The sequence below is a fragment of the Thalassotalea sp. 273M-4 genome, assembly GCF_041410465.1.
In the GTDB taxonomy this organism is placed as follows: Bacteria; Pseudomonadota; Gammaproteobacteria; order Enterobacterales; family Alteromonadaceae; genus Thalassotalea_A; species Thalassotalea_A aquiviva.
The window spans coordinates 2,905,043-2,919,546 of record NZ_CP166961.1 but is presented as its reverse complement, the minus strand read 5'-3'; the positions used below and the strand labels follow the sequence as shown (position 1 = coordinate 2,919,546).

Sequence of the window (14,504 nt, the reverse complement as noted above, 5' to 3'; positions counted from 1 at the left end):
AAGATGGCTAAAGAAAAATTTGAACGTTCGAAACCGCACGTTAACGTTGGTACTATCGGTCACGTTGACCACGGTAAAACAACTCTAACAGCTGCTATCTCTGCAGTACTTACTAAAACTCACGGTGGTGAACTGCGCGATTTTGCTCAAATCGATAACGCTCCAGAAGAGCGTGAGCGTGGTATCACAATCAACACGTCTCACATTGAGTACGACACAGCAGACCGTCACTACGCGCACGTAGACTGTCCAGGTCACGCCGATTACGTTAAAAACATGATCACAGGTGCAGCTCAAATGGACGGCGCTATCTTAGTAGTAGCGGCAACAGACGGTCCAATGCCACAAACACGTGAGCACATCCTTCTTTCTCGTCAGGTTGGTGTACCTTACATCATCGTATTCCTAAACAAATGTGACATGGTAGACGACGAAGAGTTACTAGAGCTAGTAGAGATGGAAGTACGTGAACTTCTTTCAGAATACGACTTCCCAGGTGATGACTTACCAATCATTCAAGGTTCAGCACTAGGTGCATTGAACGGTGAAGCGAAGTGGGAAGAGAAGATTCTTGAGCTAGCAAACGAGCTAGACACATACATCCCAGAGCCAGAGCGTGCAATCGATGGTGATTTCATTCTTCCAATCGAAGACGTATTCTCAATCCAAGGTCGTGGTACAGTAGTAACAGGTCGTGTTGAGCGTGGTATCGTACGTGTAGGTGATGACGTAGAAATCGTTGGTATTAAAGATACAACAACGACAACATGTACTGGTGTAGAGATGTTCCGTAAGCTTCTAGACGAAGGTCGTGCGGGTGAGAACTGTGGTGTTCTTCTTCGTGGTACTAAGCGTGATGAAGTACAACGTGGTCAAGTATTGTGTAAGCCTGGTTCAATCAAGCCACACACTAAGTTTGAGTCAGAAGTATACGTACTAACGAAAGATGAAGGTGGTCGTCACACGCCATTCTTCAAAGGTTACCGTCCACAATTCTACTTCCGTACAACGGACATCACTGGTGCAGTTGAGTTACCAGAAGGCGTAGAAATGGTAATGCCAGGCGACAACTTAAAGTTTGTTGTAGAGCTAATCAACCCAATTGCGATGGACGAAGGTTTACGTTTCGCTATCCGTGAAGGTGGCCGTACTGTAGGTGCTGGTGTTGTTTCAAAAATTATTGAATAATAATTTTTAAACACCAAACCTGAAAAGAGCAGCCATTGGCTGCTCTTTTTGTTTGTAACGAGTCGACAAAGTGAAAATGCTTTAAACAATGACATGTCAGCTTCTATCTACACAAAGAAGAATTGTTGCAGCAACCGACACACCCCTAAATGTGTGATGTATTAATTGAAAAGTACATTAAAGAATATATCAATAGTCAATATGGTGATCAGATGGCGTTTTCAATAAGGCAAGAAGCCTTTGGCATGTCAAAAAGAGATAGCCTGCCAGATTATTGCCTCCAATGTCCGCACTTAAAGTTATGTTGGGGGGAATGCCCTAAAAATCGAATTATTAAAACACCTGACGAAGAACTAGGGTTAAATTACTTGTGCAGCGGGTTAAAACATTTTTATGGCTATGCTTCGCCAATTTTAGTTGCTTTAGCTAAAGTGCTAGACCAAAGGTATAACAATAACCCCCTCTAAATTTCAGTTGATACCTTTTGCATTTAAAAGAAGTTCAGGGCAAAGATCTTGCACTGTACTTTAGCAAAATCCAGGCGAAAAATTAGTCAGGACGTTATGCCTTGTTACCAGTACCTGAGTGCGCTGAAGAAAATTTATCCAATAGATGAATTGAACAACAATTAGATCTTGAGTAATTACAGAAGCTAAGTATAATACCCATTCACTTCTCATGTAATTCTCTATTTTCCCTTTGAAACAGCAGAACCCACATGGCAAGTATATCGGTACTGTGATGGTCCGATAAAATATTAGGGGTGTAGTTCCAATTGGTAGAACGGCGGTCTCCAAAACCGACGGTTGGGAGTTCGAGTCTCTCCACCCCTGCCAAATTTCTAATTCTCGCAGTACGCGAGAAAGTTTGTCTAGATGACGGGAACAGGTCAGTAGTTATGAATGCAAGTACAGAAAACCAAGAAACTGGTTCTCTAGATACACCAAAATGGATGCTAGTAATTCTAATTCTTGGTGGTATCGTTTTTGGTAATTATTATTTCGGTGAAGCATCAGTATTGATCCGCGCCGTTGCTGCAGTTGCAGGTGTTGTGATTGCTGGTTTAGTTGCAATGCAGACTGAAAAAGGTCGCAATGCAATGGCATTTGCCAAAGAAGCTCGTACAGAAGTACGTAAAGTAGTATGGCCAACTCGTCAAGAAGCGGTACAAACTACCGGTATTGTTTTAGTAGCAACATTAATTATGTCGTTGTTATTATGGCTTATCGATACTTTATTATATAAAGCTGTTAATTTCATTACTTCTATTCAGGTTTAATTATGTCCGAAGAAAGAAAATTAAGATGGTATGTTGTACAAGCCTTTTCTGGTTATGAAGCGCGTGTACAAAAAACCTTGTTGGAACATATCGAAATTAATGGCCTGCAAGATAAATTTGGTCAGATATTAGTACCGACCGAAGAAGTTGTTGAAATGCGTGCAGGCCAAAAGCGCAAAAGTGCACGTAAATTCTTCCCAGGCTATGTTCTTGTCGAAATGGTGCCTGAAGATTTAGAAGCATGGCACTTAGTGAAAAGTGTGCCTCGCGTACTTGGTTTCATTGGTGGTACGAGTGATCGTCCAGCACCCATTACTCAGCGTGAAGCAGACAGAATTCTTCAACGTCTTGAAGATTCAACTGACAAGCCAAGACCTAAAACATTATTCGAACCAGGCGAAGTGGTACGCGTTATTGACGGTCCATTTGCTGACTTTAACGGTGTTGTTGAAGAATTGGATTACGAGAAAAGCCGAATTAAAGTTTCTGTTTCAATTTTTGGTCGTGCTACACCTGTTGAGCTTGAGTTCTCTCAAGTTGAAAAAGTATAAGCATAAACGTATCAAAGCATTTAAAAAAACCAGGCGATTGCCTGGTTTTTTGTTTTAAACGGGGGATAGGTCCATATCCATGGCAACCGTTCTATCATTAACCCATTAACCCATTAACCCATTAACCATTAGTTATCTCGACGCTGTTGTAACCCTTTCATAAAATCAGAATCACCTTGTTCAACGCCATACGTTATTAACTTATAACCATTGTTTCGCTATTTAGGGCACACCGAGTACGGGTTTTATCACGTTTGATCCAGTATATGGGCTAGGCTAGTTAAAAAATAACCACTTTTTTACTTAAATAGGCAATTCCCGCTTGCCTTAGCGTTACTGGTTATAATATAATCCACCGCCGATTTTATTTGAACACCTGAAAGTTGTTAGACAATTTTTAGGGGGTGTAATTGCTATAAACTAGTGAACTGTGCCTTGTTTCATTAAAATCGTTTTTTGTTAACGGGGAGCGGTGTATAGCGCTGCGTTTGTACCCATACTGAAAGGTATTATCATGGCTAAGAAAGTCCAAGCTTTAATCAAGCTACAGGTTGCTGCTGGTGCAGCTAACCCGTCACCACCAGTTGGTCCTGCACTAGGTCAACACGGTGTAAACATCATGGAATTCTGTAAAGCGTTCAACGCAAAAACAGATTCATTAGACAAAGGCGCTCCAGTACCAGTAGTTATTACTGTGTACAACGATCGTTCTTTCACTTTTGAAACTAAGACTCCACCTGCTTCTTACTTACTTAAGAAAGCTGCTGGTATCAAGAGCGGTTCAGGTCGTCCTAACACTGAGAAAGTTGGTACTGTTACTACAGCTCAACTTGAAGAAATCGTTAAGATGAAAGAACCTGATCTAACTGCTGGCTCAATGGAAGCTGCAGTGCGTACAATTGCCGGCTCTGCTCGTGCAATGGGTTTAGTGGTAGAGGACTAATCAATGGCTAAATTATCAAAACGCGCTCGTCTTATCCGTGAAAAAGTAGACGTTTTAAAAGAATATGAAATCAATGAAGCATTAGCTTTGTTGAAAGAACTAGCAACAGCTAACTTCAAAGAAAGTGTAGATGTTTCTGTAAACCTTGGCATTGATGCTCGTAAATCAGACCAAAACGTACGTGGTGCAGCTGTACTACCAAACGGTACTGGTCGTGACGTTCGCGTTGCAGTATTTACTCAAGGTGCTAACGTTGAGAAAGCTAAAGAAGCTGGTGCAGATATCGTTGGTATGGAAGACTTAGCTGAGCAAGTTAAGAAAGGCGAAATGAACTTTGACGTTGTTATCGCTACTCCAGACGCAATGCGTGTTGTTGGCCAACTAGGTCAGGTTCTAGGTCCACGTGGTCTTATGCCTAACCCTAAAGTTGGTACTGTAACTCCAGACGTAGCTACTGCGGTACAAAACGCAAAAGCTGGTCAGGTTCGTTACCGTAACGACAAGAACGGTATCATCCATACCACTATCGGTAAGGTAGATTTCGAAAACGCACAATTAGAAGAAAACCTTGTTGCTTTATTGGCTGCTCTTAAGAAAGCTAAGCCAGCTCAAGCTAAAGGTGCTTACTTCAAGAAGATCAGTCTTTCAACAACTATGGGTGCTGGTGTAGCTATCGCTCAAAGTTCGTTATCTGACATCTAATTGTCGTTTACAAGGGGGAGAAATTAGACTATAATTTCGCCCCTAAAATTTGGTAGGTGCAGAGGGTATGTTTAGCATACTACAAGGAGATAGATTTCTTTGTTTACTCTGCTCCCGTCCAAGACCGTAGGTGTGATTAAAGCCTTAAGCACTTTATGAGTGTGGTAATAATGACTTAATTTCCTACGTAGATGGTGTTACCCAAGTATTAAGAATTTCCTTAAATACCTGGCTCTCGCCGTAATGGCCTAGACAAATGAGATTGTTTGTTTAGGAGTTTTAATTACCGGTTTATCCGGTTGAACCAGGAGTTAAAGCCAATGGCTATCAATCTTGATGATAAAAAAGCAATTGTTGCTGAAGTTCAAGAAGCGGCTGCTGGCGCTCAATCAGTTGTAATCGCAGACTCTCGCGGTGTTACAGTTGATGCAATTACTGTTTTACGTAAAGAAGCACGTGAAAACGGTGTATGGATGAAAGTTGTTCGTAACACCTTAGCACGTCGCGCTTTAGAAGGTACTCAGTTTGAATCTATCAAAGATTCTTTAGTTGGTCCTTCACTAATTGCATTCTCTAACGAACACCCAGGTGCCGCAGCTCGTTTGTTCTCAGATTTCGCTAAAACTAACGAAAACTTAGAACTTAAAGCAGCAGCATTCGAAGGTAACGCAGTTGACGTTTCAGTACTAGCGAAACTTCCAACTTACGACGAAGCAATTGCACGTTTAATGAGCGCTATGAAAGAAGCATCTGCAGGCAAACTTGCCCGTACTATTGCTGCAATTCGCGATCAGAAAGAGCAAGAAGCAGCTTAATTGCGCTGTTAGCTTGTATTTATATAGTTATACATAACAGCGTGTTGGCTGTTTTTTTAAATAGGAAAGATGAATATGTCTATCTCTAAAGATGATATCTTAAATGCTATTGCAGAAATGTCTGTAATGGATGTTGTTGAACTAGTAGAAGCAATGGAAGAAAAATTCGGCGTTTCTGCTGCTGCAGCTGTTGCTGTTGTTGGTGGCGATGCTGGTGCAGCTGCTGCTGAGCAAACTGAATTCGACGTAGTTCTTGCTTCATTCGGCGAGAAGAAAGTTGCTGTAATCAAAGCAGTACGTGGTGCTACTGGCCTAGGTCTTAAAGAAGCTAAAGAGTTAGTTGAAGCTGCTCCTAAAGCTATCAAAGAAGGCGTATCTAAAGAAGAAGCTGAAGCTCTTAAAGAAGAACTTGAAGCTGCCGGTGCTACGGTTGAAATCAAATAATCTGTCTTTTGACAGATTATCTGCCTAATATTTGGGCAATGGCTGGTGATTTTTTGTCACCGGCCTTTTTGCGCTAAAGATAACGATTTTTTTTAAAACTAAAAATATTTGGTTTTTTTTTAAATCAAAACAGTGCATTATTAAACATTACTTAAATTTAACAATTAAGATTTGCGTTCAAATTAGGTAATTGTTTAGATTTATTCCTGTCTTTACAGACAGATCCGGCCATAACCAGCAAGATGAGGAACCCATGGTTTACTCTTATTCTGAGAAGAAACGAATTAGAAAGGACTTTGGTAAAAGCGAAAAAGTTATGGATTATCCATTTCTTTTATCGATCCAACTTGAATCCTTCCGTAAGTTTATTGATATCGACACTACTGGTGAAGTAGGCTTAGAAGCCGCATTTCGCAGTGTTTTCCCAATTAAAAGTTATTCTGGTAGTTCAGAATTACAGTACGTAAGCTACCGTTTAGGTGAGCCATTATTTGACGTTAAAGAATGTCAAATCCGTGGCGTAACTTATTCTGCGGCATTGCGTGTAAAACTGCGCTTAGTTATTTATGATAAAGAAGCCGCTGCTGGTACAGTTAAAGATATTAAAGAACAAGAAGTCTACATGGGTGAAATCCCATTAATGACTGAAAATGGTACTTTTGTTATCAACGGTACAGAGCGTGTTATTGTTTCTCAATTACACCGTTCACCTGGTGTTTTCTTCGATCATGATAAAGGTAAAACCCACTCTTCAGGTAAAGTTTTATACAATGCCCGAGTGATCCCATACCGTGGTTCATGGTTAGACTTTGAATTTGATCCAAAAGACAACCTGTTCGTACGTATCGACCGTCGTCGTAAATTGCCTGCATCTATTATTTTGCGTGCACTTGAGTACTCAACAGAAGAAATCCTAGAGACCTTCTTTGATACTACCCGTTTTGAAATTAAGAAAAACAAGCTAGTTATGGAGCTTGTGCCTGATCGTTTACGTGGTGAAACTGCAACGTTCGACATTAAATTACCAAACGGCGACGTATTAGTAGAACAGGGCCGTCGTATCACGGCTCGTCACATTAAAACTCTAGACAAAGAAAACGTATCTACATTAGAAGTACCTGCAGACTATATTGTAGGTCGTTCATTAGCTAAAGATTACGTTAACAAAAGCACTGGTGAAGTGATTGCTGAAGCAAACACTGAGTTAACATTAGAATTGTTAGCTGAATTATCAGAAGCGGGTTACAAAGAGTTTGACACTTTATACATGAATGAATTCGATTGTGGTTCATACATGTCTGACACCTTACGTATCGACAGCTCAACTAACCGTTTAGAAGCCTTAGTTGAAATCTACCGTATGATGCGCCCAGGTGAGCCACCGACAAAAGATGCGGCTGAAGCATTATTTGACAACCTTTTCTTCTCTGACGAGCGTTACGACCTTTCAACTGTTGGTCGTATGAAGTTCAACCGTCGTGTTGGTCGTGATGAGAGCACAGGTGAAGGCGTACTATCAAAAGACGATATTATCGATGTTATGAAAACATTGATCTCAATTCGTGATGGTAAAGGCGAAGTGGACGATATCGATCACTTAGGTAACCGTCGTATTCGTTCTGTTGGTGAAATGGCTGAAAACCAATTCCGAGTTGGTTTAGTTCGTGTTGAACGTGCCGTTCGTGAGCGTTTATCACTAGGTGACCTTGATGCCATCATGCCTCAAGACTTGATCAATGCAAAACCTATTTCTGCAGCGGTTAAAGAATTCTTTGGTTCTTCACAATTGTCACAATTTATGGACCAAAACAACCCGTTATCAGAAGTAACGCACAAACGTCGTATCTCTGCCTTAGGCCCAGGTGGTCTAACGCGTGAACGTGCTGGTTTCGAGGTTCGAGATGTTCACCCAACCCATTACGGTCGTGTATGTCCAATCGAAACGCCTGAAGGTCCAAACATCGGTTTGATCAACTCGTTATCTTGTTATGCGCGTACCAACGATTACGGTTTCCTTGAAACCCCTTATCGTAAGGTAGTCGATGGCGTAGTAACCGATGAAATCGATTACTTATCTGCTATCGAAGAAGGTAACTTTGTTATCGCTCAGGCAAACGCTGAAGTTGATACCAACAACAAACTTGTTGAAGGTCTAGTAAACTGTCGTCATAAGAACGAATTTACTCTTATGTCTTCAGAGCAAGTTCAGTATATGGATGTATCTCCACAGCAGATCATCTCTGTGGCGGCATCACTTATTCCATTCCTAGAGCACGATGATGCTAACCGTGCCTTGATGGGTGCGAACATGCAACGTCAAGCGGTACCAACATTAAAAGCTGATAAGCCTTTAGTGGGTACAGGTATGGAAAAAACCATCGCTGTTGACTCAGGTGTAACCGCCGTAGCCAAACGTGGTGGTGTGGTAGATTATGTCGATGCGTCTCGTATTGTTGTTCGTGTTAACGAAAATGAAATGGTACCTGGTGAAGCCGGTATCGATATCTACAACTTAACAAAATACACTCGTTCTAACCAAAACACATGTATCAACCAACGTCCTACGTGTAATGTTGGTGAGCCGGTACAACGTGGTGATGTTTTAGCTGATGGCCCTTCTACCGATTTAGGTGAGTTGGCTCTAGGTCAAAACATGCGTATCGCGTTCATGCCGTGGAATGGTTATAACTTCGAGGATTCAATGTTGATTTCTGAGCGTGTAACGAAAGAAGATCGTTTCACCACTATTCATATTCAGGAATTATCTTGTATCGCTCGTGACACCAAGTTAGGTGCTGAAGAAATTACTTCAGATATCCCTAACGTAGGTGAATCTGCGCTTAGCAAACTTGATGAGTCAGGTGTTGTTTACATTGGTGCAGAAGTTAACGGTGGTGACATCCTTGTAGGTAAAGTTACACCTAAAGGTGAAACCCAGTTAACCCCAGAAGAAAAACTATTACGTGCTATCTTCGGTGAGAAAGCCGCTGACGTTAAAGACAGCTCTTTACGTGTACCAAACTCAGTATCAGGTACCATCATCGATGTACAAATCTTTACCCGAGATGGTGTAGAGAAAGATGCTCGTGCACTTGAAATTGAAGAAATGCAACTGAAACAAGTTAAGAAAGACTTGGGTGATGAGTTTAGCATTCTTGAAGATGGCATTTATGCACGTGCGAAGAAATTGCTTCTAAGCGCTGGTTTCAACGAATCAGACCTTAACGGTATGTCTCGTGACAAATGGTTAAACCAAAGCTTAAGCGATGAAGCACAACAAACTGAACTTGAGCAAATCGCAGAGCAGTATGACGCGATTAAACAAGACTTTGATAAGAAGTTTGAAGTGAAACGTCGTAAGATCACTCAAGGTGACGATTTAGCACCAGGCGTTCTTAAGATTGTTAAAGTTTACCTTGCGGTAAAACGTCGCCTACAACCAGGTGATAAGATGGCGGGTCGTCACGGTAACAAGGGTGTTATTTCTAACGTTGTTCCTGTGGAAGATATGCCATACGACAAGAATGGTGAGCCAGTAGACATCGTTCTTAACCCGCTAGGTGTACCTTCACGTATGAACATCGGTCAGATCCTTGAAACTCACTTAGGTATGGCTGCACGCGGTATCGGTGAAAAGATTGACCGTATGTTGAAAGAACAACAAGAGCTGATCAAGCTTCGTGGGTTCTTAAAAGAAGTTTACAACGTAGGTAACTCGCATCAGGAAGTTGACATTGACAGTTTCTCTGACGACGAAGTATTGCGTTTAGCAGACAACTTGCGCGCAGGTCTTCCAATTGCAACACCAGCATTCGATGGTGCAGCAGAGAAAGAGATCAAAGAGCTATTCCGTTTAGCGGACATGCCAGAAAGTGGCCAGTTCACCTTATATGATGGCCGTACTGGTCGTGCGTTTGAGCGTCCAGTAACCGTTGGTTACATGTACATGCTGAAACTGAACCACTTAGTAGACGACAAAATGCATGCGCGTTCTACAGGTTCTTACTCACTTGTTACTCAGCAACCATTGGGTGGTAAAGCTCAATTTGGTGGTCAGCGTTTCGGTGAGATGGAAGTATGGGCATTAGAAGCATACGGTGCTGCTTATACCCTGCAAGAGATGCTAACGGTGAAATCAGATGACGTTAACGGTCGTACTAAAATGTACAAAAACCTTGTTGATGGTGATCACCGTATGGAACCAGGTATGCCTGAATCGTTCAACGTATTGTTGAAAGAAATCCGTTCGTTAGGTATCAATATCGAATTGGATCAGGAATAACCGATTAGCCTAGCTAAAGGTTCCCGACAGAATACAGGGAGGGCGTAGCCCTCCTTTGATGTTAACTCCGACAGGAGACAGAGTGTGAAAGATTTACTTAAGTTTCTTAAGCAACAAAATCAAACTGAAGAATTCGATGGTATTCGAATTGGCCTAGCGTCACCAGACATGATCCGTTCATGGTCTTACGGTGAAGTTAAAAAGCCAGAAACCATCAACTACCGTACGTTCAAACCAGAGCGTGACGGTCTTTTCTGTGCCCGTATTTTCGGCCCAGTAAAAGATTACGAATGTTTATGTGGTAAGTACAAACGCCTTAAACATCGTGGTGTTATTTGTGAAAAATGTGGTGTTGAAGTTACCCTAACTAAAGTTCGTCGTGACCGTATGGGCCACATTGAACTAGCTAGCCCTGTAGCACACATTTGGTTCTTAAAATCATTGCCATCTCGTATCGGTTTATTACTTGATATGACATTGCGTGATATTGAACGCGTTCTTTATTTCGAATCTTATGTTGTAACCGAATCAGGTATGACAACATTAGAGCGTGGCCAAATCCTTACCGAAGAAGAGTACCTAGATGCTCTTGAAGAACACGGTGATGAATTTGACGCTAAAATGGGTGCAGAAGCTGTTCTAGCCCTATTAAGAGAAATTGATCTTGAAGGTGAAATTGAACAAATGCGCGAAGAATTACCAGAAATTGGTAGTGAAACTAAGCGTAAGAAAATCACCAAGCGTTTAAAATTAATGGAAGCATTCGCTCAATCAGGCAACAAGCCAGAGTGGATGATCATGTCGGTATTACCAATCCTTCCACCAGACTTACGTCCTCTAGTTCCACTAGATGGTGGTCGTTTTGCGACATCTGATCTAAACGATTTATACCGTCGTGTGATCAACCGTAACAACCGTTTGAAGCGCCTTCTAGACCTAGTAGCACCAGACATTATCGTACGTAACGAAAAACGTATGTTACAAGAGTCTGTTGATGCTCTATTAGATAACGGTCGTCGTGGTCGTGCAATTACGGGTTCTAACAAGCGTCCTCTGAAATCTCTTGCTGATATGATCAAGGGTAAACAAGGTCGTTTCCGTCAGAACCTTCTAGGTAAGCGTGTTGATTACTCAGGTCGTTCTGTAATCACTGTAGGCCCAACTTTACGTCTACATCAATGTGGTCTTCCTAAGAAGATGGCATTAGAGCTATTTAAACCTTTTATCTACGGTAAATTAGAAGCACGTGGTTTAGCGACTACGATTAAAGCGGCTAAAAAATTAGTAGAACGTGAAGGTGGCGAAGTTTGGGACGTACTTGATGAAGTAATCCGTGAACACCCGGTTATGCTTAACCGTGCACCAACACTTCACAGACTTGGTATCCAAGCATTTGAGCCGGTACTAATTGAAGGTAAAGCGATTCACCTACACCCACTCGTGTGTGCGGCGTACAACGCTGACTTCGATGGTGACCAAATGGCTGTACACGTACCTCTAACGCTGGAAGCGCAGTTAGAAGCACGTGCCCTAATGATGTCTACCAACAACGTATTATCACCTGCTAACGGTGACCCTATCATCGTTCCTTCTCAGGACGTTGTATTAGGTCTTTACTACCTAACGCGTGATCGTGTTAATGGTAAAGGTGAAGGTATGGTATTTGGCTCTGTTAAAGAAGCTGAAAAAGCCTACCGTACTGACGTTGCAGAATTGCATGCACGTGTAAAAATTCGTGTAACTCAATTAGTGAAAGGCGAAGAAGTAACGTCATTGATTGATACGACAGTTGGTCGTGCGATTTTATGGATGGTTTGTCCTAAAGGTCTACCATTTGAGTTGGTTAACAAGACCTTAGGTAAGAAACAAATTTCAACCCTAATTAACCACGCGTATCGTAACCTAGGTCTGAAAGACACGGTTATGTTTGCTGACCACATTATGTACACAGGCTTCCATTACGCAATGATCGCCGGTGCATCGGTTGGTATCGATGACATGGTTATTCCTGATGCTAAGTACACAATCATTGAAGCCGCTGAAGAAGAAGTTCTTGAAATTCAGGAACAATTCGAATCAGGTCTTGTAACGGCTGGTGAGAAGTACAACAAAGTTATCGATATTTGGTCATCTGCTAACGAAAAAGTTTCAAAAGCAATGATGGACAACTTGTCAAAAGAGCAAGTGCTTAACCGTGACGGTGAGATGGAAGAGCAAGACTCATTCAACTCTATCTACATGATGGCTGACTCTGGTGCTCGTGGTAGTGCCGCTCAGATCCGTCAGTTAGCCGGTATGCGTGGTCTAATGGCAAAACCAGATGGTTCAATCATCGAAACCCCAATCACTGCGAACTTCCGTGAAGGTCTGAACGTACTACAGTACTTCATCTCAACTCACGGTGCGCGTAAAGGTTTGGCCGATACCGCATTGAAAACAGCGAACTCGGGTTACCTAACTCGTCGTCTAGTTGACGTTGCACAAGATTTGGTTGTTACCGAAGTAGATTGTGGTACGGAAGAAGGTCTATTAATGACGCCACTAATTGAAGGTGGTGACGTTGTAGAACCATTACGCGAACGCGTTCTAGGTCGTGTGGTAGCACAAGATGTTATGTACCCGGGTACAGAAGACGTTCTGTTTGCTCGTAATACCTTATTAGATGAAGCTAAGTGTGACATTTTAGAAGAACACTCAGTGGATCAAGTTTGGGTTCGTTCAATCATCACATGTAATACTGACTTTGGTATCTGTGCACACTGTTACGGCCGTGACTTGGCACGTGGTCATATGATCAACCAAGGTGAAGCCATCGGTGTTGTTGCTGCTCAATCAATCGGTGAGCCAGGTACACAGTTAACGATGCGTACGTTCCACATTGGTGGTGCGGCATCTCGTGCGTCAGCAGAGAACTCGGTACAGGTGAAAAACACCGGTACATTGAAGCTGCAAAACGCTAAGTTCGTTACCAATTCTGACAACAAGCTGGTTATTACTTCACGTTCATCAGAACTTACCGTAATTGATGAGTTGGGTCGTGAGAAAGAGCGTTATAAAGTTCCTTACGGTGCGGTATTAGCGAAAGCGGACGGCGAAGCAATCAACGCTGGTGAGACCATTGCAAACTGGGATCCACATACGCACCCAATCATTACTGAGGTAGCTGGTAAGATCAAATTTGTTGACCTTATCGAATCAGTTACTATGACGCGTCAAACGGATGAACTTACAGGTTTATCAAGTATCGTTATCACTGATGCTGCACAGCGTAGCTCAGCGGGTAAAGAAATGCGTCCAATGGTTAAGCTAGTTGATGCCAAAGGTAAAGACGTGATGATTGCAGGTACTGATATTCCTGCACAATACTTCTTGCCAGGTAATGCGATTGTTAACCTAGAAGATGGCGCTGAAGTAAACATCGGTGACGCGTTAGCGCGTATTCCACAAGAGTCTTCTAAGACACGTGATATTACTGGTGGTCTACCTCGAGTAGCTGACTTATTTGAAGCACGTAAACCAAAAGAGCCAGCCATTCTTGCTGAGAAATCAGGTATCATTGGTTTTGGTAAAGAAACCAAAGGTAAGCGTCGTCTACTGATCACCCAACAAAGTGGTGAAGTTTACGAAGAGATGATTCCAAAATGGCGTCAACTTAACGTGTTCGAAGGTGAAGCTGTACAAAAAGGTGAAGTTATCGCCGATGGTCCTGAGTCACCACATGACATCTTACGTTTACGTGGTATCGATCATGTTGCGAACTACATTGTTAACGAAGTACAAGATGTATATCGCTTACAAGGTGTTAAGATTAACGATAAACACATTGAGGTTATCGTTCGTCAAATGCTACGTAAGTGTGAAATCCTTGAAGCAGGTGACAGTGAGTTCTTACCAGGTGAGCAAGTTGAAGTTGCACGCGTGAAGATCGCAAACCGCGAACTTATCGCTCAAGGCAAGCAACCTGCAGAGTACCAAGTACTAATGCTAGGTATTACTAAAGCATCACTTGCAACGGAATCGTTCATTTCAGCAGCGTCGTTCCAAGAAACGACTCGCGTTCTTACGGAAGCGGCCGTTGCTGGTAAGAAGGATGACTTACGTGGCTTGAAAGAAAACGTTATTGTTGGTCGTCTGATCCCAGCAGGTACAGGTTACTCTTATCATCAACAACGTGCTAAAAAGCGCGAAGTGGTTGTAGAAGAAGACTTAACCGTAACCGCTGAAGATGCAGAACAAGCATTAACAGATGCATTAAATGCTGATTTACTGGGTGGTCTAAGCTCAGGTGCTGACGAATAGT

10 protein-coding genes and 1 tRNA gene are annotated in these 14,504 nt (G+C 42.2%); all 11 read left to right on the top strand.

Annotation, left to right across the window (positions count from 1 at the left end):
• Positions 1-3 precede the first annotated feature (3 nt).
• The 11 genes from tuf (at position 4) to rpoC (ending at position 14,503) form a co-directional block, all read left to right on the top strand.
• Positions 4-1,188 carry an elongation factor Tu gene (tuf, locus tag ACAY00_RS13105; RefSeq protein ID WP_371374513.1) on the top strand — a complete coding sequence of 395 codons (1,185 nt, stop codon included), beginning with the start codon at positions 4-6 and terminating at the stop codon, positions 1,186-1,188.
• Between the two features lie 149 nt (positions 1,189-1,337).
• The gene (locus ACAY00_RS13100) at positions 1,338-1,655 is read left to right on the top strand and encodes an SPASM domain-containing protein (protein WP_371374555.1); all 318 of its coding nucleotides are present in this window, start codon (positions 1,338-1,340) and stop codon (positions 1,653-1,655) included.
• Between the two features lie 292 nt (positions 1,656-1,947).
• Positions 1,948-2,024, top strand: a tRNA-Trp gene (locus tag ACAY00_RS13095).
• Between the two features lie 62 nt (positions 2,025-2,086).
• Positions 2,087-2,467, top strand: a complete 381-nt coding sequence (secE, locus tag ACAY00_RS13090) for a preprotein translocase subunit SecE (protein ID WP_371374552.1) — start codon at positions 2,087-2,089, stop codon at positions 2,465-2,467.
• Positions 2,468-2,469: 2 nt separating this feature from the next.
• The gene (nusG, locus tag ACAY00_RS13085) at positions 2,470-3,018 is read left to right on the top strand and encodes a transcription termination/antitermination protein NusG (protein WP_371374549.1); all 549 of its coding nucleotides are present in this window, start codon (positions 2,470-2,472) and stop codon (positions 3,016-3,018) included.
• Between the two features lie 514 nt (positions 3,019-3,532).
• Positions 3,533-3,961, top strand: a complete 429-nt coding sequence (gene rplK / locus ACAY00_RS13080) for a 50S ribosomal protein L11 (protein ID WP_371374547.1) — start codon at positions 3,533-3,535, stop codon at positions 3,959-3,961.
• Positions 3,962-3,964: 3 nt separating this feature from the next.
• A complete protein-coding gene (gene rplA / locus ACAY00_RS13075; RefSeq protein ID WP_371374544.1) occupies positions 3,965-4,663 on the top strand; it encodes a 50S ribosomal protein L1 in 699 nt (232 codons plus the stop codon).
• Between the two features lie 320 nt (positions 4,664-4,983).
• Positions 4,984-5,478: a 50S ribosomal protein L10 gene (gene rplJ / locus ACAY00_RS13070; RefSeq protein ID WP_371374542.1), complete on the top strand. Its 495-nt coding sequence runs from the start codon at positions 4,984-4,986 to the stop codon at positions 5,476-5,478.
• A gap of 75 nt (positions 5,479-5,553) precedes the next feature.
• Positions 5,554-5,922, top strand: a complete 369-nt coding sequence (gene rplL, locus ACAY00_RS13065; protein WP_371374540.1) for a 50S ribosomal protein L7/L12 — start codon at positions 5,554-5,556, stop codon at positions 5,920-5,922.
• Between the two features lie 253 nt (positions 5,923-6,175).
• Complete coding sequence (gene rpoB, locus ACAY00_RS13060) at positions 6,176-10,204, top strand: DNA-directed RNA polymerase subunit beta (protein WP_371374537.1); 4,029 nt, start codon at positions 6,176-6,178, stop codon at positions 10,202-10,204.
• Positions 10,205-10,288: 84 nt separating this feature from the next.
• A complete protein-coding gene (rpoC, locus tag ACAY00_RS13055; protein ID WP_371374534.1) occupies positions 10,289-14,503 on the top strand; it encodes a DNA-directed RNA polymerase subunit beta' in 4,215 nt (1,404 codons plus the stop codon).
• Position 14,504 lies beyond the last annotated feature (1 nt).

Excerpts from the sequence above, each read along its gene's own strand:
- ACAY00_RS13100 (WP_371374555.1), top strand. The coding sequence starts at position 1,338 with ATGTGTGATGTATTAATTGAAAAGTACATTAAAGAATATATCAATAGT.
- rplJ (WP_371374542.1), top strand. The coding sequence starts at position 4,984 with ATGGCTATCAATCTTGATGATAAAAAAGCAATTGTTGCTGAAGTTCAA.
- rplK (WP_371374547.1), top strand. The coding sequence starts at position 3,533 with ATGGCTAAGAAAGTCCAAGCTTTAATCAAGCTACAGGTTGCTGCTGGT.
- rplL (WP_371374540.1), top strand. The coding sequence starts at position 5,554 with ATGTCTATCTCTAAAGATGATATCTTAAATGCTATTGCAGAAATGTCT.
- nusG (WP_371374549.1), top strand. The coding sequence starts at position 2,470 with ATGTCCGAAGAAAGAAAATTAAGATGGTATGTTGTACAAGCCTTTTCT.
- secE (WP_371374552.1), top strand. The coding sequence starts at position 2,087 with ATGAATGCAAGTACAGAAAACCAAGAAACTGGTTCTCTAGATACACCA.
- rpoB (WP_371374537.1), top strand. The coding sequence starts at position 6,176 with ATGGTTTACTCTTATTCTGAGAAGAAACGAATTAGAAAGGACTTTGGT.
- tuf (WP_371374513.1), top strand. The coding sequence starts at position 4 with ATGGCTAAAGAAAAATTTGAACGTTCGAAACCGCACGTTAACGTTGGT.
- rplA (WP_371374544.1), top strand. The coding sequence starts at position 3,965 with ATGGCTAAATTATCAAAACGCGCTCGTCTTATCCGTGAAAAAGTAGAC.